Annotated in this window: 18 protein-coding genes and 1 pseudogene; 4 read left to right on the forward strand and 15 right to left on the reverse strand. The window is 63.1% G+C overall.

Going from position 1 to position 22,238, the window contains the following annotated elements; all coding sequences use genetic code 11:
* Positions 1 to 74: 74 nt before the first annotated feature.
* The 3 genes from preA to hydA all read right to left on the reverse strand — a co-directional run bounded on the left by preA (position 75) and on the right by hydA (position 4,292).
* Entirely contained in the window at positions 75 to 1,349 is a 1,275-nt protein-coding gene (preA, locus tag V7787_RS01735; RefSeq protein ID WP_064491940.1) for an NAD-dependent dihydropyrimidine dehydrogenase subunit PreA, read from the reverse strand.
* Positions 1,350 to 2,717, reverse strand: a complete 1,368-nt coding sequence (locus V7787_RS01740; protein WP_020190488.1) for an NAD(P)-dependent oxidoreductase — start codon at positions 2,715 to 2,717, stop codon at positions 1,350 to 1,352. It lies immediately after the preceding gene.
* A gap of 135 nt (positions 2,718 to 2,852) precedes the next feature.
* A complete protein-coding gene (hydA, locus tag V7787_RS01745; RefSeq protein WP_014590358.1) occupies positions 2,853 to 4,292 on the reverse strand; it encodes a dihydropyrimidinase in 1,440 nt (479 codons plus the stop codon).
* A gap of 342 nt (positions 4,293 to 4,634) precedes the next feature.
* Between hydA and V7787_RS01750 the strand changes: the two genes are divergently transcribed.
* Both V7787_RS01750 and V7787_RS01755 read left to right on the forward strand, forming a co-directional pair.
* Positions 4,635 to 6,125, forward strand: a complete 1,491-nt coding sequence (locus V7787_RS01750) for an NCS1 family nucleobase:cation symporter-1 (protein ID WP_064491939.1) — start codon at positions 4,635 to 4,637, stop codon at positions 6,123 to 6,125.
* 49 nt (positions 6,126 to 6,174) lie between these two features.
* Positions 6,175 to 7,458, forward strand: coding sequence for a Zn-dependent hydrolase (locus V7787_RS01755; protein ID WP_064491938.1), 1,284 nt, complete (start codon positions 6,175 to 6,177; stop codon positions 7,456 to 7,458).
* Here V7787_RS01755 and V7787_RS01760 read toward each other — a convergent pair.
* The 3 genes from V7787_RS01760 to nhaB form a co-directional block, all read right to left on the reverse strand.
* Entirely contained in the window at positions 7,455 to 8,414 is a 960-nt protein-coding gene (locus tag V7787_RS01760) for a ribonuclease Z (protein ID WP_064491937.1), read from the reverse strand. The genes V7787_RS01755 and V7787_RS01760 overlap by 4 nt on opposite strands.
* A gap of 87 nt (positions 8,415 to 8,501) precedes the next feature.
* A complete protein-coding gene (locus V7787_RS01765; protein ID WP_020193701.1) occupies positions 8,502 to 9,047 on the reverse strand; it encodes a lipocalin family protein in 546 nt (181 codons plus the stop codon).
* 146 nt (positions 9,048 to 9,193) lie between these two features.
* Complete coding sequence (gene nhaB, locus V7787_RS01770) at positions 9,194 to 10,696, reverse strand: sodium/proton antiporter NhaB (RefSeq protein WP_336085161.1); 1,503 nt, start codon at positions 10,694 to 10,696, stop codon at positions 9,194 to 9,196.
* Positions 10,697 to 10,846: 150 nt separating this feature from the next.
* Between nhaB and V7787_RS01775 the strand changes: the two genes are divergently transcribed.
* Positions 10,847 to 11,659 (forward strand): crotonase/enoyl-CoA hydratase family protein, encoded by an 813-nt coding sequence (locus V7787_RS01775; protein WP_064491935.1) that lies wholly within the window; start codon positions 10,847 to 10,849, stop codon positions 11,657 to 11,659.
* 36 nt (positions 11,660 to 11,695) lie between these two features.
* Positions 11,696 to 12,526 carry an NAD(+) diphosphatase gene (gene nudC, locus V7787_RS01780; RefSeq protein ID WP_104886353.1) on the forward strand — a complete coding sequence of 277 codons (831 nt, stop codon included), beginning with the start codon at positions 11,696 to 11,698 and terminating at the stop codon, positions 12,524 to 12,526.
* 27 nt (positions 12,527 to 12,553) lie between these two features.
* Here the strand turns inward: nudC and V7787_RS53005 are convergent.
* The 9 genes and pseudogenes from V7787_RS53005 to purB form a co-directional block, all read right to left on the reverse strand.
* A pseudogene (locus V7787_RS53005) lies at positions 12,554 to 12,685 on the reverse strand (TSUP family transporter); the annotation flags it as partial.
* A 3-nt stretch (positions 12,686 to 12,688) separates the two neighbouring features.
* Positions 12,689 to 13,465 (reverse strand): RHS repeat-associated core domain-containing protein, encoded by a 777-nt coding sequence (locus V7787_RS01785; protein WP_155741801.1) that lies wholly within the window; start codon positions 13,463 to 13,465, stop codon positions 12,689 to 12,691.
* Between the two features lie 110 nt (positions 13,466 to 13,575).
* Complete coding sequence (locus V7787_RS01790) at positions 13,576 to 14,355, reverse strand: TSUP family transporter (RefSeq protein WP_060489072.1); 780 nt, start codon at positions 14,353 to 14,355, stop codon at positions 13,576 to 13,578.
* A 183-nt stretch (positions 14,356 to 14,538) separates the two neighbouring features.
* A complete protein-coding gene (locus V7787_RS01795; RefSeq protein WP_064491933.1) occupies positions 14,539 to 15,369 on the reverse strand; it encodes an alpha/beta fold hydrolase in 831 nt (276 codons plus the stop codon).
* 185 nt (positions 15,370 to 15,554) lie between these two features.
* Positions 15,555 to 16,844: an NAD(P)/FAD-dependent oxidoreductase gene (locus tag V7787_RS01800; RefSeq protein WP_064491932.1), complete on the reverse strand. Its 1,290-nt coding sequence runs from the start codon at positions 16,842 to 16,844 to the stop codon at positions 15,555 to 15,557.
* 146 nt (positions 16,845 to 16,990) lie between these two features.
* Positions 16,991 to 18,952 (reverse strand): DNA topoisomerase III, encoded by a 1,962-nt coding sequence (locus V7787_RS01805; RefSeq protein ID WP_064491962.1) that lies wholly within the window; start codon positions 18,950 to 18,952, stop codon positions 16,991 to 16,993.
* Between the two features lie 210 nt (positions 18,953 to 19,162).
* Positions 19,163 to 19,591 (reverse strand): GNAT family N-acetyltransferase, encoded by a 429-nt coding sequence (locus tag V7787_RS01810; RefSeq protein ID WP_003251237.1) that lies wholly within the window; start codon positions 19,589 to 19,591, stop codon positions 19,163 to 19,165.
* The gene (locus tag V7787_RS01815; RefSeq protein WP_014590368.1) at positions 19,584 to 20,750 is read right to left on the reverse strand and encodes a ribosomal protein uL16 3-hydroxylase; all 1,167 of its coding nucleotides are present in this window, start codon (positions 20,748 to 20,750) and stop codon (positions 19,584 to 19,586) included. Before V7787_RS01815 ends, V7787_RS01810 begins: the two co-directional genes overlap by 8 nt.
* 81 nt (positions 20,751 to 20,831) lie before the next feature.
* Entirely contained in the window at positions 20,832 to 22,202 is a 1,371-nt protein-coding gene (gene purB / locus V7787_RS01820) for an adenylosuccinate lyase (RefSeq protein ID WP_010954819.1), read from the reverse strand.
* Positions 22,203 to 22,238 lie beyond the last annotated feature (36 nt).

Consider the following 22,238-nt stretch of genomic DNA (forward strand, 5'->3'; position numbering starts at 1 on the left):
GCTGTCCTCAGAAACGGCGCAGTCCTGTGGGAGCGGGCAAGCCCGCGAAGGGCTGCATGGCAGCCCCCATTGCTTCAACTGGCCTCGCGGTACGGGTTACGCGGATCCTGCGTCCAGTTCAGGTACGGCTTGCCGGTGTCCTGTGCCTCCATTTCGATGCAGTTTTCCACCGGGCAGGTGATCTGGCACAGGTTGCAGCCCACGCATTCCTCTTCGATCACACTGTAGGCATGCGTGCCGTCAGCCTTCAGCGTGCTTGCAATCGCCTGGTGCGAGGTGTCCTCGCACGCAATGTGGCAGCGCCCGCAACCAATGCACGCCTCCTGGTCAATGTGCGCTACCGATTTATAGTTGATGTCCAGGTATTTCCAGTCGGTGGTATGCCCCACCGCCTGCCCGCGGAACGCTTCGATAGTGGCATGCCCATGCTGGTCCATCCAGCGTGCCAGGCCGTCCTGCATGTCCTCGACGATACGGAAGCCATGCAGCATCGCTGCCGTGCACACCTGCACGGCGCCACTGCCCAGGGCCATGAACTCGGCGGCGTCACGCCAGTTACCGATGCCGCCAATGCCACAAATCGGCAAGCCCCGCGTTTCCGGGTCGCGGGCGATTTCCGCCACCATGTTCAAGGCAATCGGCTTCACTGCCGAACCGCAGTAACCGCCATGGGTGCTCTGGTCTCCGACAATTGGGTGGGCCACCATGCGGTCCAGGTCGACGCTGGTGATCGAGTTGATGGTGTTGATCAACGACACGGCATCGGCCCCGCCTCGGTGCGCGGCGCGGGCCGACTGGCGGATATCGGTGATGTTCGGCGTAAGCTTCACGATCACCGGCAGCGCGCAGTACGTCTTGCACCAGCGGGTGACCATTTCCACATATTCCGGCACCTGGCCGACGGCCGCCCCCATGCCGCGCTCCGGCATACCGTGCGGGCAACCGAAGTTCAGCTCGATGCCATCAGCCCCGGTGGCTTCCACCAGCGGCAGGATGAACTTCCACGATTCCTCTATGCACGGCACCATCAGCGACACGATCAGTGCGCGGTCTGGCCAGTCCTTCTTCACCTGGGTGATTTCACGCAGGTTGATTTCCAGGGAGCGGTCGGTGATCAACTCGATATTGTTGATCCCCTGTACCTGACGGTTGGGGCCATAGTGCGCCGAGTAGCGCGACGACACGTTGACCGCTGCAGGGTCTTCGCCCAGGGTCTTCCAGACCACGCCGCCCCAGCCGGCCTCGAAGGCGCGGACCACGTTGTAGGCCTTGTCGGTTGGCGGTGCGGAGGCCAGCCAGAAGGGGTTGGGTGCCTTGATGCCGGCAAATACGATAGACAAGTCGGCCATTTACGCTGCCTCCACGTTGAGCATGAGTTGGGCATGGATGGCTTCGGCGGCCAGCTTGCCGTGTTGCACGGCCTGCACGGTAAGGTCCTGCCCCAGCGCGGTGCAGTCGCCGCCTGCGTACACGCCCGGCAGGCTGGTCTGCAGGTTTTCGTCAACGCGGATGCGCTCACCCTCGCGGGCCAGTTGCGCAGCCACCGGGTCGGCGAGGCTGGCATCGTCAAAGCGTTGGCCAATGGCCTTGAAAATGGCGTCCGCAGCCAGCTCGAAGGTTTCGCCGGTATCGCGCAGGCGGCCTTCCGCCAGCTCGGTGCGGGCAAAGCGCATGCCGCGGACCTTGCCGGCGTCATCCAGCAGCACGGCATCAGGGCGGGCCCAGGTGTGCAGGCGTACCTGGTTGGCCTTGGCAATGTCCTGCTCGTGGCCGGTCGCGCCCATGTCGGCGTGGCCACGGCGATAGACCAGGTTGACGTCGCGGGCACCCAGACGGCTCATCTGCACGGCCATGTCGATGGCCGTGTTGCCAGCACCGATCACCAGGCAGCGGTCGGCCAACGGTAGCTGGCTCAGGTCATCGGCCTGGCGTAGCTCGCGGATGTATTCGGTGGCGGCGACCACACCGGGGGCTTCCTCGTCGGGCAGCCCTAGCTGGCGCACGGCATTCAGGCCGAGGCCCAGGAACACCGCGTCGTACTGATCGCGCAGTTCGCCCAGGCTGAGGTTGCCACCCAGGCGCTGGCCATGGCGGACTTCGATACCGCCAATGCCCAACAAGAAATCCACTTCACGCTGGGCATAGTCGTCTACCAGCTTGTAGCGGGCGATGCCGTACTCGTTGAGGCCACCGGCTTTGTCGCAGGCCTCGAACACCACCACGTCATGCCCGTGCATGGCCAGGCGGTGGGCGCAGGACAGCCCTGCCGGGCCGGCGCCCACCACGGCGATTCGCTTGCCGGTGGCTGCCGAGCGCTTGAACGGGTGTGCGCTGAACTGGGCGTTGTCCAGGGCGTAACGCTGCAGTTGGCCGATCAGCACCGGCGCGCATTCCTGGGCGTTGTTGCGCACGCAGGCTTGCTGGCAGAGGATTTCGGTGGGGCACACGCGGGCGCAACTACCGCCCAGAATGTTGGCCGAAAGAATGCGCTCGGCGGCGCCTTGCAGGTTTTCGTCACTGATGCGGTGTATGAACGAGGGGATGTCAATTTCGCTGGGGCAAGCGTTGACGCAGGGGGCGTCGTAGCAGTACAGGCAGCGTGCACTTTCCAGGGCGGCCTGACGCGCGGTGAGGGGTGGGGCCAGGTCGCTGAAGCGCTCGGCCAACTGGTCGGCGCCGGCCCGTGGGCGCGGCAAATGGTTCAGGGCGTTGGTCACGGTTGTAGCCTCTCTATTTTTTTTGGTGCAGGCGACAGGTATTGCGGTCGATTCTGGGGCCGCTCCCACAGGCGATGGCGGTCCTTGTGGGAGCGGCCTTGCGTCGCGATGGGCTGCACAGCAGCCCCAATGACTTCAGCGCTGAACAGGCATCGGCCGCTGATGCTCGGCCCGGCGCCCCAGCACCTCATACACCGCCGGGTACGCCGGCCGTTCCACATAGCGCCCCGCGCCCGGCTCGGCGCGCAGGTCGCCATCGGCCCAGAGCACCTTGCCCTGGCTGATGGTGTGGCTTGGGATGCCGCGCACGGTGCGGCCTTCGAAAATGTTGAAGTCCACCTGCTGGTGGTGGGTTTTGGCGGAGATGGTGCGGGTGCCCTGCGGGTCCCACAGCACCAGGTCGGCATCGGCACCCACGCGGATAGCGCCCTTGCGCGGGAACAGGTTGAAGATTTTCGCCGTGTTGGTAGAGGTCAGCGCGACGAATTCGTGCATCGACAAACGCCCGCTGTTGACCCCGGCATCCCACAGCACCGCCATGCGGTCTTCGATGCCGGCGGTGCCGTTGGGGATGCGGCTGAAGTCGTCGCGGCCCATGGCTTTCTGCTCGGCGCAGAAGCAGCAGTGGTCGGTGGCGGTGGTGTGCAGGTTGCCCGACTGCAAGCCGCGCCACAGCGCCTCCTGGTGTTCGCGTGGGCGGAACGGCGGGCTCATCACATAACCGGCGGCGGTGGCCCAGTCCGGGTCGCGGTAGACACTGTCGTCCAGCAGCAGGTGGCCGGGCAGCACCTCGCCATACACCGGCTGGCCCTTGCCTCGGGCATAGGCGATTTCATCCAGTGCCTCGCGGCTGGAAATGTGCACCAGGTACAACGGCGTGCCGAGGGTTTCGGCAATGCGGATGGCGCGGCTGGCCGCTTCACCTTCAACCTGCGAGGGGCGCGACAGCGGGTGGGCTTCCGGCCCGGTCATGCCCTGGGCGAGCAGTTTCTTCTGCAGGTGGTACACCAGCTCGCCGTTTTCGGCATGCACGGTGGGCACCGCGCCCAGTTGCAGGCAACGCTCGAAGCTGGCCACCAGGGTATCGTCGGCGGCCATGATCGCATTTTTGTAGGCCATGAAATGCTTGAAGCTGTTCACCCCGTGCTTGGCCACCAGCTCGCCCATCTCTTCGGCCACCTGCTCGCTCCACCAGGTGATGGCGACGTGGAAGCCATAGTCGCTGGCGCTTTTCTGCGCCCAGCCACGCCAGGTGTGGAAGGCCTCCAGCAACGACTGCTGCGGGTTGGGAATGACGAAGTCGATGATCGAGGTGGTGCCGCCAGCCAGGCCCGCAGCGGTGCCGCTGAAGAAGTCCTCGCTGGCCACCGTGCCCATGAACGGCAACTGCATGTGGGTGTGTGGGTCGATGCCGCCGGGCATCAGGTACTGGCCGCTGCCGTCGAGGATCTCGCAGTCGGTGGGCGGTTCGAGGTTTTGCCCGATGGCACGGATCAGGCCATCGGCACACAGGACATCGGCGGGGTAACTCTCTTCGTGGGTAACCACGGTGGCGCCACGGATCAACAGGGACATGCCGTTTTCCTCGCAGGCTGACCGGTCTTGGCCGGTTCTTTGCATTGTCATGGATGCAGGGCGGGCAGGGCGGTCAATCCTGTCAGGCCTGACAAGATTCGAGGCTAGATGCTGATTCTGGATTCAGCAAGAAAATTTTCCCATTAAATTTGTGGTTTTTAAGTTGTTGATAAAAAAAGGAAAAAATTAACGCGCGAATGGGCGACGGGGTTTTCAGGGTATTTGACTAACTTGACAAGATGAAAATCTGGTCGAGATTTCTAAGCACAATTCCGCGTGCGAACTCCGGTCATCGAATCAGCCTGATGAGCGAAAAATAGAAGAAAAACTGGAGAAGGGCCTATGCAACAGAGCAGATCGGAAGTGGTCGAGCAAGATGGCCTGTTCGAGCTGTCCGAGGGCAGCGATGTCCTCGACAGCCCGCGCTACAACCCCGACATAGCACCGACCAAGGTGCACCAGCGCACCTGGAACAAATGGCACATCACCGCCCTGTGGGTGGGCATGTCCATCTGCGTACCCACCTACACCCTCGGCGGTGTCCTCACCGCCTACTTCGGCCTCAGTGTTGGCGAAGCGCTGCTGGCGATCCTGCTGGCCAACGTTATCGTGCTGATACCGCTTACCCTAAATGCCTTTCCCGGTACCAAGTACGGCATCCCGTTTCCGGTGCTTCTGCGTTCGTCGTTCGGCATTCTCGGCTCCAACGTACCGTGCCTGATCCGCGCGGTGGTGGCCTGTGGTTGGTTCGGTATTCAGACCATGTTCGGCGGGCTGGCCATTCACCTGTTCCTGGGTTCGGTGTTCGACGGCTGGAAGGCGCTGGGCGGTACAGGCGAGGTGATTGGCTTCATGATCTTCTGGTGCCTGAACCTGTGGGTGGTGCTGCGCGGCGCCGAGTCGATCAAGTGGCTGGAAACGCTCTCGGCACCGCTGCTGGTGGCAGTGGGCGTCGGTCTGCTGTTCTGGGCCTTGCCGCACATGTCGATGACCGAGCTGTTGGCACAGCCGCCCAAGCGCCCGGAAGGGGCGAGCGTGGTCAGTTACTTCTGCGCCGGGCTGACGGCCATGGTCGGTTTCTGGGCCACACTGTCGCTGAACATTCCCGACTTCAGCCGCTACGCCCGCAGCCAGAAGGATCAGATTCTCGGGCAGATCTTCGGCCTGCCGCTGACCATGTTCCTGTTCGCTGCGCTGGGTGTGGTGCTGACCGCCGCTTCGGCGTCGCTGGTGGGCGAGACGGTGTCCGACCCGGTCAGCCTGATCGGCAAGATTCAAAGCCCGTTCTGGGTGGCCCTGGCCATGGCGCTGATCGTGATCGCCACGCTGTCGACCAACACCGCGGCGAACATCGTGTCGCCCACCAATGACTTCCAGAACATTGCCCCACGCCTGATCGGCCGAAGCCGCGCGGTATGGCTGACCGGCTTTATCGGCCTGGCGCTGATGGGGCATGAACTGTTGAAGAAGCTGGGCCTGATTGTCTCCGACCTTAGCCTGGAGAGCGTGTATTCCAACTGGCTGCTGGGCTATTCCAGCTTGTTGGGGCCCATTGCCGGCATCATGGTGGTGGACTACTTCCTGATCCGTCGGCAGAAGCTGGACCTGGCCGGGCTATACCGCGACGACGTGTATCCCGCGTGGAACTGGGCCGGTTTTGCCGCCTTCGCCTTGCCAGTAGGGCTGACGGTAATGGCGATTGGCAACAGCAGTTTCAGCTGGTTCTACGACTACGGCTGGTTCACCGGCTCGCTGCTGGGCGGTGCACTGTACGCCGTGCTTGGCGGTTTGGCGGCACGCAACCCGGTGCGGCTGGTCAAACCCTTGCCTTGAGGCCTCGAAGAGGCCTGTACAAACAATAAGAAGCCTGAAGGAGAAGCCCGTGACCCCCGTCAAAGAGATCCTGAAGACCAACGCCCGTCACGTCGACAGCACCCGCCTGTGGCAGTCGCTGATGGACCTGGCCCGGCTCGGCGCCACTGCCAAGGGCGGTGTCTGCCGCCTGGCCTTGACCGACCTCGACCGCCAGGCCCGCGATCTGTTCGTGCAGTGGAGCGAGGCGGCCGGTTGCTCGGTCAGCATCGACGCCGTCGGCAACATATTCGCCCGCCGCCCGGGCCGTAACCCCAAGCTGCCGCCGGTGATGACCGGCAGCCATATCGACACCCAGCCCACCGGCGGCAAGTTCGATGGCTGCTTCGGGGTGATGGCCGGGCTGGAGGTGATCCGTACCCTCAACGACCTGGGCGTGGAAACCGAAGCGCCGCTCGAAGTGGTGGTGTGGACCAACGAAGAAGGTTCGCGTTTTGCGCCGTGCATGATGGGGTCTGGGGTGTTCGCCGGCAAGTTCACCCTGGAAGACACCCTGGCCAAGCGCGATGCCCAGGGTGTCAGCGTTGGCGAAGCGTTGAACACCATTGGCTACGCCGGTCCGCGTGCCGTGTCGGGGCACCCGGTGGGGGCGTATTTCGAAGCGCATATCGAGCAGGGTCCTATCCTTGAGGACCAGGCCAAGACCATCGGCGTGGTCCTCGGCGCCCTGGGCCAGAAGTGGTTCGACCTGACCCTGCGCGGTGTTGAAGCCCATGCCGGCCCTACGCCGATGCACCTGCGCAAGGACGCCCTGGTGGGTGCAGCCGCTGTGGTAGAGGCGGTCAACCGCACGGCGCTTGCCCACCAGCCCCACGCCTGTGGCACAGTGGGTTGCCTTCAGGCGTACCCGGGCTCGCGTAACGTGATCCCGGGCGAAGTGCGCATGACCCTCGACTTCCGCCACCTGGAGGGCGAGCAGTTGAATGCGATGATTGCCGATGTGCGCGGGGTGATCGAGGCGACCTGTGCCAAGCATGGCCTGAGCCATGAGTTGGTGCCCACGGCCGACTTCCCGGCGCTTTACTTCGACAAAGGCTGTGTCGACGCCGTGCGCGAGTCGGCCAAGGCGCTGGGCCTGCCGCACATGGACATCGTCAGTGGCGCGGGGCATGACGCGATCTTCCTGGCCGAGCTGGGGCCGGCGGGGATGATTTTCGTGCCGTGCGAAAACGGCATCAGCCATAACGAGATCGAGAACGCCACGCCCGAAGACCTGGCGGCGGGCTGCGCGGTATTGTTGCGGGCGATGCTGGCGGCGTCGGAGGCAATTGCCAGCGGGCGCCTGGCGGCCTAGGCACTGGCCTCAAGAAGGCCGTTACGGCCAAGGTGATAGCGCTGCAGGTCCTGCGCCAGGGTCAACTGCCCGCTGTAATGGGCGAGGGCCTCGTCGCGCACGTTGTCGATGTGCGGGCTGCGTCGTGGGTCGTTCTGGTAGCGGGCGCTGAAATGCGTCAGTACCAGGTTGCGCACGCCAGCGGCCTCGGCAAAGCGTGCCACCTCAGCGGCGGTGCTGTGGCCGAACGTGCCCCCGGTGCGTTCGACCACCGCCTGGGTGAAGGTGGCTTCGTGCACCAGTACATCCGCACCCCTGGCGACGGCTGCCAGCAGTTCTGGCTTGTCGTTGTCCCCGCACACGATCACCCGCCGGGGCGGACGCGAAGGGCGCAGGTAGTCGTTGCCGTTCAGCAGTTGCCCGTTGTACGTCACGGTCAACCCCTTGGCCAGCTCGCCCCACAGCGGACCACGCGGTATGCCCTCGGCGTCCAGGCGCTGGATGTCCAGGCGTGGCTCAGGGTTGATTTCGGTGAATACGAAACCCACGCTGGGTACCCGGTGCGACAGTTGCACGGTGGTCACCTGCAGGGTCTCGCTGCGCCATGCGATCAGCTCTTCCACGGGCAACAGGCGCAGCTCGAACGGCAGGAAGGTGTCGCTGGCAACCAGGCCCTGGCGTACCCAGTCGTGCAATACGGCGGGCAGGATCACCTCCAGCGGCTGGGTGCGCCCGCTCATGCCCGCGCTGGCCAGCAGGCCGGGCAGGCCGAAGCAATGGTCACCATGCACGTGGGTGATGAAGATCGCGCGCAGGTCGCGGATCGAAAGCGGGGTGTGCAGCAGGCGGTGCTGGGTGCCTTCGCCGCAATCGACCAGATACCAGTGGCTGCCACTGGCTTCGATCACGGCTGTGGCGCTGACATTGCGTGCCTTGGTGGGCACCCCGGCGGAGGTGCCGAGGAACAGCAGGTCCATGCTTAGGCTCCTGTTTCAGGCCAGAAGCGGCCAAGGTGATACGGGGCGCACACCTTAGCCGGATTGCCGCCCGCCGTCGACGGCCTGCTAGTTATCCTGCCGCCAGATGAGCTCGCTGGTGTCATAACCTTGCTCTCGGGCGATTGTCAGCAGTTGCTCGCGCTGCTGGTCGGTGACCGCTGGCGTGCGCGAAAGCAGCCACAGGTACTCGCGGTTGGGGTGGCCGACCAGTGCCACGCGGTAGTCCTTGTCGTGGTACAGCACCCAGTACTCACCCTTGGTCAGGCCCGGTGCCAGGCGGCTGAACCAGTTGTCGAAACGCACCCACAGCTTGTCGGTACTGCCCGGTTGCTGAGCCTCGGCGATGCCCTTGGCTTCATTCCACTGGCCGTCCTTTTCCTGGCAGCGGTTGGTTACATCGATACGGCCGTCCTCGCGCAAGCCGTAGCGCGCCTCGGACTTCACGCAGTTACGCTGGAAGAACATCGGCAGGCGTGCCAGTTCGTACCAGGTACCCTGATAGCGTTGCAGGTCCACCTGCTGGGTACGCGGCGGTGCCGGGTGATCGTTGCCGGCGCAGCCGAGCAGGGCCAGGGTCATGCAGGAAAGCAGCAGTGTTGTGCGCAGCGCCATGGGTGACCTCCTTGGAGCGGATGGGGCGTACCTGTGTTTCGACGCCTGTGCGGGGAAAAAGTTGTAGACGATCTTGCCTGCGGCGAAACCCATGCAGGAGCGGGTTTGCCTGCGAAAGGCCCCGCACAGGTCCGCACAGGCCTGCCTCACAGCCAGTACGTCACCGCCCACCATCCCAACCCGCCCATCACCACGGTATAGGGCAGCGCCATCCACACCATCCGCCCATACGACAGCCGGATCAGCGGTGCAATGGCCGAGGTCAGCAGGAACAGGAACGCCGCCTGCCCGTTCGGCGTCGCCACGCTTGGCAGGTTGGTGCCGGTGTTGATCGCCACTGCCAGGGTTTCGAAATGCTCGCGGCTCATGCTGCCATCGAGAAATGCTTGCTTCACTTCGGTGATGTAGATGGTGGCAACGAACACATTGTCGCTGATCGCCGACAGCAAGCCGTTGGCCAGATACAGCATGCCCGGTTGCTGTTCGGCCGGCAGCGTCAGCACCCAGTTGATCAATGGGCTGAAAAGCTGCTGCTGATGAATCACCGCGACCACGGCGAAGAACACCACCAACAGCGAAGTGAACGGCATGGCGTCCTGGAAGGCACGGCCCAGGCGGTGCTCGTCGGTGATACCGGTGAAGGCCGTGATCAGTACGATCACCATCAGGCCGATCAGGCCGACCTCGGCCACATGCAGCCCCAGGCAGATGATCAGGATCAGCGCAGCGAGCCCTTGTACCCACAGCGCGATGCGCTGGGCCTGGGTGCGCGCCGCATCGTCTTCGGCCGCATAGGCGGTCAGCACCCTGCGCACCGGTTCGGGCATCAGCGTGCCGTAGCCGAACAGGCGCACTTTTTCCAGCAGCACGCAGGTCACCAGGCCAGCACCCAGCACTGGCAGCGATACGGGCGCCACCTTCAAGAAGAAGTCGACGAAGTGCCACCCCATCTCGTGGCCGATCAGCAGGTTCTGCGGCTCGCCCACCAACGTGCAAACGCCGCCCAAGGCGGTACCCACAGCGCCATGCATCAGCAGGCTACGCAGGAAGGCGCGGAACTGGTCGAGGTCTTCCCGGTGCAGGTGAGCGACTTGCTGGTCGCTCTCCAGTGCGCTGTCCTCGCGCGGATTGGCCCCGGACGCGACGCGGTGGTACACCGCGTAGAAGCCGACCGCAGCGCTGATGATCACCGCCGTGACGGTCAGGGCATCGAGAAACGCGGATAGAAACGCCGACAGTACGCAAAACAGCAGCGCCAGAATGGCCTTGGAACGCACCCCGAGCAAAATGCGTGAGAACAGGAACAGCAACAGTTCCTTCATGAAGTGGATGCCGGCGACCATGAACATCAGTAGCAGGATTACCGGGAAGTTGTGCTGCAGTTCCTCGTACAGCGCCTGTGGCGTGGTCATCTGCAACAGCAGGGCTTCGATCAGCAACAAGCCACCGGGCATCAACGGGTAGCATTTCAGGGCCATGGCCAGGGTGAAGATGAATTCGACTACCAGTGCCCACCCCGCTGCGGCGGGGCCAATGGTTGCCAGCAGGAGCGGATTGAGCACCAGGAACAGGCAGATGACCGCTTTGTACCAAAGCGGCGACTGGCCCAGGAAACCGTGAGCGAGGGCGCCGGTCAGGGAACGCGACATGAATATGTATCCTTATGATTCAGCGATGGCGCACGGTGCCGGATAAGCGCGTCTGAGGCAAGGCGCACAGTCCCGTTTTTGGCACATGTACGGCCATTGGGCTGGGTTACCATCGGTGTCATGAACCTTTCACCCATAGGAGTGCCGCCCGTGACCGAGTACAGTGCATTCAAGGTCGAACTGACCGACAGCATCGCCCATGTTCAGATCAATCGCCCAGAGAAGGTCAACGCGATGAATGCGGCCTTCTGGGAGGAAATCGTCGACACCTTCCAGTGGATCGATGACACCGATGCCGTGCGCGCGGTGGTGATCAGTGGCGCTGGCAAGCATTTTTCCGCCGGTATCGACCTGATGATGCTGGCCTCGCTGGCCGGGCAGATGGGCAAGGACGTGGGCCGCAATGCACGCTTCCTGCGCAAGACCATCCAGCGGCTGCAGGCCTCGTTCACCGCTGTAGACACGTGCCGCAAGCCGGTACTGGCGGCGGTTCAAGGCTACTGCATCGGCGGCGCCATCGACCTCATCTCGGCGTGCGACATGCGCTACTGCAGCAGTGACGCGCAGTTCTCGATCAAGGAAATCGACATGGGCATGGCTGCCGATGTCGGCACATTGCAACGTTTGCCACGCATCATTGGCGACGGCATCATGCGTGAGCTGGCGTTTACCGGGCGCAATGTCGAGGCCGACGAGGCGCTGCGTATCGGCCTGGTCAACCGAGTCTATGATGATCAGGCTGCACTGATGGACGGCGTCTTTGCCATCGCCCGCGAGATTGCCGCAAAATCGCCGATCGCCGTGGCCGGCACCAAGGAAATGCTCAGCTACATGCGTGACCATCGCATCGACGATGGCCTGGACTACATTGCCACCTGGAACGCCGCAATGCTGCAGTCCGAAGACCTGCGTGTGGCTGTGGCGGCGCACATGAGCAAACAGAAACCGACGTTCGCCGACTGATCGGGCCGGGGGACGCGCAGTAAAGGAACCCCCGACATGTCAGCACGCTGGACTACTGCAGTACTCGACCCACAGATGACCGGGGGGCTGGCCGTGGCCCGCAGCCCTGAAGGGTTTCTGGTGGACGCCAACGGCGCGCTGTTCCCCCGCGACTGGCTCAAGCGGCAGGACCTCGACGTGCTGTGCGAGCATGGCATCGGCCACTTTGACGGCCAGCCGGTGTTCCTGCTGGAACTGCGCAGCGCCACTGATGTGCCTGGCTGCAGCTGGCGCGGCCTGCGTGCGTTCATGCTCGAAGGCGACTTCGACACCTACAAGGTGCTGGGCTATGCCGCACAGATCGGCACCTGGGCCCGCGAGCATCGCTTCTGCGGCAGTTGCGGCCAGGCGATGACGCAAATTCGCTGGGAGCGGGCGATGTATTGCCAACCCTGCGACCTGCGCAGCTATCCGCGCATTTCACCCAGCATGATCGTGCTGGTGACCCGCGGCGATGAAATCCTGCTGGCGCGTTCGCCGCGCTTCGTCACCGGGGTGTACAGCACCTTGGCAGGTTTTGCCGAACCGGGTGAATCGGCCGAAGACTGCCTGGTGCGCGAAGTGCGCGAAGAAGTGGCGGTGGAGGTGAAGAACATTCAGTACGTCGGCAGCCAGTGCTGGCCGTTTCCGCATTCGATGATGCTCGGTTTCCATGCCGAGTACGCCGGTGGCGAGATTGTCATGCAACCGGACGAGATAGAGGACGCCAAGTGGTTCAGCGTCCACGACCTGCCGCCGCTGCCGGCCGGGCGGTCCATCGCCCGGTACCTGATCGACCTGTATGTTGCGCGGCGGCTGGGCTGTGATATCCCTGCTTTCCCGTCCTAGCTGCAGTGAGAAGTGTTCATCGCCCCTCACCGATAGGCCCATGCACAGGCCGGCGATGTAGTCCACCTGCCCGGAAATGATGAACACCGTCAGCGCCGAAATGTTGCTGACGAAGTTCATGCTGCGCGCCACGTCGCTGGCGCGAACCGGGTCGATGGGTATTCAGGAATCGTTATTCTGATTACTGGTATATGCTCGGGAATCTGGTGTCGCTTGGGGGGAGCTCCCTGCCCAACGTATGGTATTCATTGCCCGAAAAAAAGGGTTGGGGAGACCTAAGCTATCTGGGCTAGTTTCGGAATACGGCGGTGGTGGAAGACCTTGATTTTGTGAAAGAGCAGCAGCTAATTCGTGCGGGGTCAATCCAGACTGTAGTTCTGCAAGCCTGCTGTCAGTGGCTTCGATCTTAGCGGTGACATACTGTAATCGCTTTACCAGCTTTGGGAGGAGGTTATACGATCGAAGTTGTGCTGCTTCTGGTATGTCGCGCTCAAGCTGAGCCTTTTCTGCCAGTCGTTTTGGTAGCTTTTTCGCCATTTTAACATCCCAGCCAGTTGCCTTGCTGCTGAAACGCCACCCCGAGTACTTTTGCAGGTCTGGATGGTCGTGAGCGGCTATTATCTCTGTCATCTTATAAGCAGGTTCGGGGCGACTGAACAGTTTCTTGATCCAATTCTGGCCTGAATGATCTAGCCTGTTTATTGGGTCGGCAGAGCAATAGGCGTAGGCGTTTATGCCTCCTTTACTGAAAGGGCTTAGGCTGTCGGACGAGAGGAACCTCATCAAATTCGGGTTATAAGTACGCTTGCCGTTTCCCAGTAGGTAGCAGCCTGTCCATATGTCGCGAGGTGCTCCCGTGAAACCCAGTACGTAAATATTCCCTGGCTTAGCTGAGGCTCCATAGCAGGTATATTGGAAGGAAATAACCTTGCTCTGCATTTAGATATTTCCGTTGATGAGAGGCGTCATATATTTACAATTCCTTGCGCACCCCTCAACTGGCATAAATGATAGTACGGCTGATGGGCCTCATGATCGGGTACAAAGGTTCAGGCCTGCCCGAACCAGTGTTGCCACGCTAGGCGCACGGTCAACGCCAGCACCACGGTGATGAACACCGGGCGGATGAACTTGCTGCCGCCGCTGATCGCCGTGCGTGCGCCGAAAAAGGCGCCGACCATCACCGACAGGCCCATGCACAGGCCGACGATGTAGTCCACCTGCCCGGAAATGATGAACACCGTCAGCGCCGCGATGTTGCTGACGAAGTTCATGCTGCGCGCCACGCCGCTGGCGCGTACCAGGTCGATGGGGTATAGCAGCAGGGTACTGACCGTCCAGAACGCCCCGGTACCTGGGCCGGCTACGCCGTCGTAGAAGCCCAGGGTGAAGCCTTGCGGCACTTGCCACTTTTTCTTGATCGGTGCATCGGCATCCAGCGGTGCCTTGGGCGTGCCGCCGAACAACAGGTAGATGCCACAGGCGAAGACGATCACCGGCAACATCTTGTTCAGCCATTCGGCTGGCATGTAGTGGGCAATGACGGCGCCGAGCGACGCCCCGGTCAGGGTGGCGAACAATGCCGGGCGCCACTGCGCCGGGTGGAATAGTTTGCGTTTGTAGTAAGTGAAACCTGCAGTGGCCGAGCCGAAGGTGGAACTGAGCTTGTTGGTGCCCAGGACCAGGTGCGGTGGCATGCCGGCAGTGAGCAGGGCCGGAGTGGTGAGCAGGCCCCCGCCACCGGCGATGGCATCGATGAATCCGGCGACGAAGGCAACCAGCGCCAGGATCAGCAGGGTGAGGGGTTCTACGGTGAGTTCGAAGGGCATGGGTTTTTGACAGGCAGGGAGGCAAGGAGGCGGCAAAGTGCTGCACTAGAAGAGGAGCATGGTAATCCTGGGGAAGGTGTGTTGCCAGTGCCGGCCCTTTCGCGGGCAAGCCCGCTCCTACGAAGATGGCGTAATCCCGTAGGAGCGGGTTTACCCGCGAAAGGGCCGGTACTGGCGAAAACATCAACTACGAATAAACGCCAGCAAATCCGCATTGATCACATCGGCATGGGTGGTCGGCATGCCATGCGGGTAGCCTTTGTAGGTTTTCAGCGTGCCATTGGGCAGCAGCTTGGCCGACAATACCCCGGAGTTTTCATAGGGCACGATCTGGTCATCGTCGCCGTGCATCACCAGCACCGGCTGCGTGATGCCCTTCAGGTCCTCGGTGAAATCGGTCTGGGAAAACGCCACGATGCCATCGTAATGGGCCTTTGCACTGCCGATCATGCCTTGGCGCCACCAGTTGCCGATGATGCCTTCGCTGGCTTCGACCCCTGGGCGGTTGTAGCCGTAGAACGGCCCTGTTGGCACATCCCGGTAGAACTGCGCCCGGTTGCTGGCAACCTGGGCCTGGAAGCCGTCGAATACCGACTTGGGCAGGCCACCGGGGTTGCCGGGGGTTTGTACCATCAAGGGGGGTACGGCCGCGATCAGCACGGCCTTGGCCACCTTGTCTTCAGGGTACCGGGCCATGTAGCGCACCACCTCGCCGCCGCCGGTCGAGTGGCCGACATGCACGGCACCCTGGGTGCCCAGGTGGGCGACCACGGCGGCTACGTCGTCGGCATAGTGGTCCATGTCGTGGCCGTCCCATACCTGGCTGGAGCGGCCATGGCCTCGCCGGTCGTGGGCGACCACCCGGTAGCCTTCAGCGAGGAAGAACAGCATCTGCGCGTCCCAGTCATCGGCACTGAGCGGCCAGCCGTGGTGGAAGTGGATCACCGGCGCATCGCGCGGGCCCCAGTCCTTGTAGAAGATCTGTACGCCGTCCTTCGTGGTTACATAGCTCATCGTCGTGTCTCCAGAGTGCAGGAAGCGAAGGGAGCTATTGAGAATAGGAGGAATTTTGGCGGGTATCAGGAAGTTGTGTTGCCTGTGCGGGCCTCTTCGCGGGTTAACCCGCTCCTACAGGGGGCTCATGGATTTTGAATGCGCAGGAGCGGGTTCACCCGCGAAGAGGCCCGCACTCATGCCCTTCAGACGCGATCGCGCATGCGGTACCAGGCCTTTGCCGCAGCTTCCAATGGCGCAGCCAGCAGGTCGCCACCGGGAAAGCGGCCGTTGTCGATGGCTTGGTACAGCGCCAACAGGTCTTCATCGCCGAGAATGGCATCGCTGACCGCACGCGCCGCCGCCAGGGTCGGCAGTACGCCATGGCCGGAGAAACCCTGCAGCCAGTAGCGCTGGCCCTCGCGGCCGACGTCCGGGGTGCGCTTGATGCTGCAATCGATGTGGCCACCCCAGGCATAGTCGATGGCCACCCCGGCCAGTTGCGGGAATACCCGCTCCAGGTACGGGCGGGTGGCGCTGGCGACGTCCTTGGGAATGCCGCCCAGGTAAGTGCAGCCACCGCCGAACAGCAGGCGGTGGTCTGGGGTGAGGCGGAAGTAGTCGGGCACGAACTGGTTGTCGATCACGCAACTGTTGCGAGGTAGTAACGAATGGGCGAAGTCGGCATCCAGAGGCGCAGTGGCTACCTGGTAGGAACCGACTGGCAACAGGCGACGCGACAGGCTGCGGTCTAGGCGATCGATGTAGGCGTTGCAGGCCAGCACCAATACCTGGCAACGAACTTCGCCACGGTCGGTACGGGCGACATAGCCGTCGCGAGCCTGCTCGTAGCTGCGCACCTGGCTCTGTTCGTAGATTCGCCCGCCGGCAGCCTCTATGGCATTGGCCAGGCCCTGCGCCAGTTTCAGCGGGTTGAGGTGGGCGCCTTTGGCGTCGTACAGCGCGGCCTGGTAGCGCGGGCTGTCGACCCATTGCGGCAACTCGTCACGGCCGATCAGGCGCAGGGCGTCGTAACCCCATTTATGTTCGGCATCATGCAGGGCCTCTTCGAGCATTTTCACCCGGCGCGGCAATACCGCAGTCCACAGGCTGCCCTGCCGGTAGTCGATGTCGAAGCCGTGGCGTTGGGGCAGTTCGCGCATTTCGTCGGCGGCCCAGCACATGCTGGCCCATAGCCGTTGGGTGCGTTCGGTGCCAAGGGCCTGCTCCAGCGGCGGCATGTCGCACGACCAGCCCAACAGCGCCTGGCCACCGTTGCGTCCGGAGGCCGCCCAGGCAACCCGGCTGGCCTCCAGCAGCGTTACGCGTTTGCCGGCCTGGGTCAGGCGCAGGGCAGTGTGCAGGCCGCTGAAACCGGCGCCGATGATCAGCACGTCGGTGTCTTGAGCGCCTTGCAGGGTAGGGCGTAATGGGATGTTGGCGGGGTAGGTCTGGGCGTAGTAACTGGCGACGTGCTGGGCGGATTGTTTGAACATGCAGGATTTTCCGTGAAAATTATTATGTTTATTTTCATGAAAAGTTAGCAGTTAAATTTCACGTTGCCAATGTGTTGGTCGGGGTTTGTGGTTTGCCTGTGGTTAATGTGTTGCCTGGGCTGGCCTCTTCGCGGGTGAACCCGCTCCTACAGGGGGGCTCGCTTTTTTCGCGCCTGTCGTGGCTTGTTTGGGGTCGCCTTGCTTCCAGTCGCTTTGCTCTTCCCGCCACCGCGACGTTTCTTTTTCCAGGGCGGGGCCGCCCCGGCCGCTGGCCCGCTGATGGTCATGCGCATGCCGCTGCAACGCTCGACCAGCTTGCCCATCCACGCTGACTGCCGGGCGACGAACTCGTCCAAGGTCATCTCGCCGCTTTGCACCATGTCCAGCGCCTGCTCCCAGATCGCCGTGGTGCCGGGGTCGGCAATCGCGCGGGGAACAGCGTCGATCAGGCTGAAGGCCGCAGGTGTGGCCGACAACGCCTTGCCGTTCTTTACCAGGTAACCGCGGTCGAGCAGACCTTGGATAATGCTGGCGCGGGTGGCCTCGGTGCCGATGCCGGTGGTTTCCTTGAGTTTCTGCTTCAGCCGAGGATCATCCACCAGCTTGGCCACGTTTTTCATCGCTTTGATCAGGTCGCCTTCGGTAAACGGCTTGGGCGGCTGGGTCCACAGGTCTTTCAGTTGCAGGCCGTTTACGTTGCAGTCCTGGCCTTCGCGCAGCGCTGGCAACACCTGGGCCGGTGGTGCCTCGCGGCCTTTGGCCGGGGTCAGCGCTTCGGGCAAGGCGCGGCGCCAGCCCGGCTCGACGATCTGTTTGCCCACAGCACGCAGCGCATGACCGGCGCAGTCGAAGTCGGCCTGGGTGCGGTCGTACTCATGGTTGGGCAGGAACTGCGCCAGATAGCGGGCGCGGATCAGGGTGTACACGGCCTTGTGCTTGGCCGGCAGGCGCGAGGGGTCGCTGGCGGCGGCGGTGGGGATGATGCCATGGTGAGCGCTGACTTTGGCGTCGTTCCACGCCCGCGAGCGGCGTTGCGGCTCCAGGTAGGGCTGCAGCGGCGCAAGGCTGGCATCGGCCCGTTGCAGGGCGGCAAGGATGGCGGGTGCCTCGGCGTGCTGGCTTTGTGGCAAATAGCCGCAATCGCTGCGCGGGTAGGTGATCAGCTTGTGTGTTTCGTACAGTGCCTGGGCAATGTCGAGGGTTTCCTGGGCGCCGAGGCCGAACTTTTTCGAGCACAGCTCCTGCAGGGTGCCAAGGTCGAAGGGCAGCGGTGCCGCTTCGCGCACACGCTCGGTCGCCACCTTTACCGCTCGGGCAGTGCCGGCATGGCCGATGTCGGTGGCGGCCTGCTGTGCCAGGCTTTGCTTCAGGCAGCGGCCTTGGTCATCGCAGGCGTCTTCGGGAGCGCGCCATTGGGCATTGAAGCGTTGGCCGGCGTGTTCCAGCTGTACGTCGATGGCCCAGAACGGCACCGGCACGAAGTCGGCGATGCTGCGGTCGCGGTCGACCACCAGGCGCAAGGTCGGCGTTTGCACGCGGCCTACCGGCAGCACACCCTGGTAGCCGGATTGGCGGCCCAGCAGGGTGAACAGCCGACTCATGTTCATGCCGATCAGCCAGTCGGCGCGCGAGCGGCCCAGCGCCGAGTGGTACAGGTTGAACGTCTCGTGGCCTGGCAGCAGGCGTGCCAGGGCCTTGCGGATGGAGGCGTCGTCCAGTGCCGACAGCCACAGGCGCTGCACCGGGCCCCGGTAGCGGCAATGCTCGACCAGCTCGCGGGCAATCATTTCGCCTTCGCGGTCGGCGTCGGTGGCAATCACCAGCTCCCGCGCTTCACCGAGCAGGCGCTTGACCGCCTTGAACTGGCTGGCAGTCTTGGGCTTTACCAGCATCTTCCACTTGTCTGGAATGATCGGCAGGTCGGCCAGGTTCCAGCGCTTGTAACGTTCGTCGTAGCTGTCGGGCGGGGCGGTTTCCAGCAGGTGGCCGATGCACCAGGTTACGCAGATGTCGGTGCCTTGCCAGCAGCCGTCGCCTTTGCGGTGGGCGCCGAGCACTTTGGCGATGTCTTTTGCCTGGGAGGGTTTTTCGCAGAGAAACAGGCGCATGGCCGGGGACGCTTCATCGGGGTGGTGGGCCATAGGATGCGCAAGCGGGGGCGCAGAGGCAAGTTTTATCTGGATGGATGTACAGGTTTTTTGTCAGCGGGGATGTATATCGCCTGAGCCGGCCTCTTCGCGGGTAAACCCGCTCCTACAGGGAAGCGCGGTGCTTGTAGGAGCGGGTTTACCCGCGAAGCGGCCAGTGCAGGTGATGGATCAGGCGCGCGAGTCGCGCACCATGTCGACATGCGGGATGCCAGCTTCGAGGAATTCCTCGCTGACTACGCGAAAGCCCAGCCGCTCATAGAACGGCGTGGCGTGCACCTGGGCGCTGAGCATCTGCTGTTTCAGGTCGCGGTTCTGCGCTTCGACGATGACCGCATTGACCAACGCATCGCCCACCTTCAGGCCACGCCAGTCCTTGAGCACCGAGATGCGCCCGATGGTGCCGTCGGCCAGCAGGCGCGCAGTACCGATTGGATAGTCGCCTTCCAGGGCCAGGAAGTGCAGGGCGTCCTGGTCTTCCGAATCGAACTCCAGCTCTGGTGGAATGTGCTGCTCGGCGACGAACACGGCTTCACGGATACGGCGGATGTCGGCGTTGTCTTTGTGCCAATCGGCGAGGCGAACGCTGATCTTATTCATTGGCGAATCCCAGGCTCCCTTGTTTGACCAGCTGCTGTACCAGCATCAGGCCATCCTCATCCTGCAGCCACTCGGCCAGGTTATCGATGTGCAGGGCGTCGGCCGCACATACCAGCTTCAGCAGCTCTCGCAGTTTGCCAGGCAGTGGGCAACTACGGCCGCTGGCGAACAGCAGCAGGTCGTCTTCGAATTCGGACCAGGCCAGGCGTGCGCTGGGGTTGCGGATCAGGATGGCGCCTTGCTCAAGGGCATTGATCAGCTCTTCCTCGCTCAGCTCTTCGCCAACGATCTGCTCGGGGTAGCGCGGCTCGGTCATGAACTGGCCGAACCAGGTCAGCAGCAGGTCCTTGTCGCCCATGTGCTTGTCGAGCAGCGCCTTGAGGCGGTCGAGGGCATCGTGCTGGATCTGGTGCGGGTCGCTGACCGGCTGGGCGTCGGCGTCGCTGTAGCGCTCTTCGTCGGGCAGGAACTGGCCGAGGAAGTCGGTGAAGTGGGTCAGCACTTCGGCAGCGCTCGGTGCGCGGAAGCCGACCGAGTAGGTCAGGCAGTCATCCACGGCCACGCCGTAGTGGGCCAGGCGCGGTGGCAGGTAGAGCATGTCGCCGGGCTCCAGGGTCCACTCGCCGCTCTGCTCGAACTCGGCCAGGATACGCAGGTCGGCGTGCTCCAGCAGCGGGCTGTCACTGCTGCACATCTGGCCAATTTTCCAGTTGCGCTGGCCGTGGCCTTGCAGCAGGAACACATCGTAGTTGTCGAAGTGCGGGCCGACGCTGCCACCCGGGGCGGCGAAGCTGATCATCACGTCATCGATACGCCAGCTGGGCAGGAAGCGGAAGTTTTCCAGCAGTTCGGCTACTTCCGGAACGAACTGGTCAACGGCCTGTACCAGCAGGGTCCAGTCTTTTTCCGGCAGTTCGGCGAAGGTGTCTTCGTTGAACGGGCCGCGGCGCAGCTCCCACGGGTGTGCGCCGTGCTCCAGCACGATACGCGACTCGACTTCGTCTTCCAGGGCCAGGCCGGCGAGCTCGTCGGGGTCGATCGGGCTGATGAAGTCCGGGAAGGCCTGGCGTACCAGCAGCGGCTTCTTCTGCCAGTAGTCGCGCATGAATTCGCGGGCCGAGATGCCGCCGAGCAGCTGCAGTGGAGTATCAGGATTCATGTTCAACCTATTGAAAAAACGTAATTTTCGTACGGGAATAAAAACGCCCGGCCAGGCCGGGCGTTGTACGCGACGCTCAGCTTAGATGCGTTTGGCCTGGGCTGCCGCGTTACCGATGTAGGTAGCGGGGGTCAGCTGCTTGAGCTCGGCCTTGGCTTCGGCTGGCATGTCCAGGCCGTCGATGAAGGTCAGCAGCGCTTCTGGGGTGATGCCCTTGCCACGGGTCAGCTCTTTGAGCTTCTCGTAGGGGTTTTCGATGTTGAAGCGGCGCATCACGGTCTGGATCGGCTCGGCCAGCACTTCCCAGCAGGCGTCCAGGTCGGCGGCGATGCGAGCTTCGTTGACTTCCAGCTTGCCGATGCCTTTCAGGCTGGCCTCGAAGGCGATGACGCTGTGGGCAAAGCCCACGCCCAGGTTGCGCAGCACGGTGGAGTCGGTCAGGTCACGCTGCCAGCGCGAGATCGGCAGCTTGCTGGCCAGGTGCTGGAACAGCGCGTTGGCGATACCCAGGTTGCCTTCGGAGTTTTCGAAGTCGATCGGGTTGACCTTGTGCGGCATGGTCGACGAGCCGATTTCGCCGGCGACGGTCTTCTGCTTGAAGTAACCCAGCGAAATGTAGCCCCACACATCACGGTCGAAGTCGATCAGGATGGTGTTGAAGCGGGCGATGGCGTCGAACAGCTCGGCGATGTAGTCGTGCGGCTCGATCTGGGTGGTGTACGGGTTGAACTGCAGGCCCAGCTCGTCTTCGATGAAGGCGCGGGCGTTTTCTTCCCAGTCGATCTGCGAGTAGGCCGACAGGTGGGCGTTGTAGTTGCCCACGGCGCCGTTGATCTTGCCCAGCAGCGGTACGGCGGCAACCTGGGCGATCTGGCGCTCCAGGCGATACACGACGTTGGCCAGCTCTTTACCCAGGGTGGTCGGCGAAGCCGGCTGGCCGTGGGTGCGCGACAGCATTGGCACTTCGGCGTGGGCGTGGGCCAGGGCGCGGATGGCGTCGGCGACCTGGCGCATCAGCGGCAGCAGCACTTCGTCACGGCCGGCGCGCAGCATCAGCGCGTGGGACAGGTTGTTGATGTCCTCGCTGGTGCAGGCGAAGTGGATGAACTCGCTGACCTTGGCCAGCTCAGGCAGCTTGGCGGCCTGCTCCTTGAGGAGGTATTCAATGGCCTTGACGTCGTGGTTGGTGGTGCGCTCGATTTCCTTGACGCGCTCGGCGTGCTCCAGCTTGAAATCGGTGGCCAGGCTGTCCAGCAGGGCGTTGGCTTCGGCGGAGAACGCCGGCACTTCGCCGATTTGCGGGTGGGCGGCCAGGCGCTGCAGCCAGCGCACTTCGACCAGGGCGCGGAAACGGATCAGGCCGAATTCGCTGAAAATGGGGCGCAAGGCCTGGGTTTTGCCGGCATAACGGCCGTCTACAGGGGAAACCGCAGTGAGCGAAGAAAGCTGCATGGGGTGTTCTCGGACAGTCAGGCTTTTGGAAGGGCG

The sequence above is a fragment of the Pseudomonas sp. CGJS7 genome, from assembly GCF_036961695.1.

Bases quoted from the DNA above. Each gene is read 5' to 3' on its own strand.
- V7787_RS01815 (WP_014590368.1), bottom strand. From the start codon at position 20,750: ATGAATCCTGATACTCCACTGCAGCTGCTCGGCGGCATCTCGGCCCGC.
- purB (WP_010954819.1), bottom strand. From the start codon at position 22,202: ATGCAGCTTTCTTCGCTCACTGCGGTTTCCCCTGTAGACGGCCGTTAT.
- nudC (WP_104886353.1), top strand. From the start codon at position 11,696: ATGTCAGCACGCTGGACTACTGCAGTACTCGACCCACAGATGACCGGG.
- V7787_RS01765 (WP_020193701.1), bottom strand. From the start codon at position 9,047: ATGGCGCTGCGCACAACACTGCTGCTTTCCTGCATGACCCTGGCCCTG.
- V7787_RS01790 (WP_060489072.1), bottom strand. From the start codon at position 14,355: ATGCCCTTCGAACTCACCGTAGAACCCCTCACCCTGCTGATCCTGGCG.
- V7787_RS01760 (WP_064491937.1), bottom strand. From the start codon at position 8,414: ATGGACCTGCTGTTCCTCGGCACCTCCGCCGGGGTGCCCACCAAGGCA.
- hydA (WP_014590358.1), bottom strand. From the start codon at position 4,292: ATGTCCCTGTTGATCCGTGGCGCCACCGTGGTTACCCACGAAGAGAGT.
- V7787_RS01810 (WP_003251237.1), bottom strand. From the start codon at position 19,591: ATGAATAAGATCAGCGTTCGCCTCGCCGATTGGCACAAAGACAACGCC.
- V7787_RS01750 (WP_064491939.1), top strand. From the start codon at position 4,635: ATGCAACAGAGCAGATCGGAAGTGGTCGAGCAAGATGGCCTGTTCGAG.
- nhaB (WP_336085161.1), bottom strand. From the start codon at position 10,696: ATGTCGCGTTCCCTGACCGGCGCCCTCGCTCACGGTTTCCTGGGCCAG.
- preA (WP_064491940.1), bottom strand. From the start codon at position 1,349: ATGGCCGACTTGTCTATCGTATTTGCCGGCATCAAGGCACCCAACCCC.
- V7787_RS01800 (WP_064491932.1), bottom strand. From the start codon at position 16,844: ATGTTCAAACAATCCGCCCAGCACGTCGCCAGTTACTACGCCCAGACC.
- V7787_RS01785 (WP_155741801.1), bottom strand. From the start codon at position 13,465: ATGCAGAGCAAGGTTATTTCCTTCCAATATACCTGCTATGGAGCCTCA.
- V7787_RS01795 (WP_064491933.1), bottom strand. From the start codon at position 15,369: ATGAGCTATGTAACCACGAAGGACGGCGTACAGATCTTCTACAAGGAC.
- V7787_RS01805 (WP_064491962.1), bottom strand. From the start codon at position 18,952: ATGCGCCTGTTTCTCTGCGAAAAACCCTCCCAGGCAAAAGACATCGCC.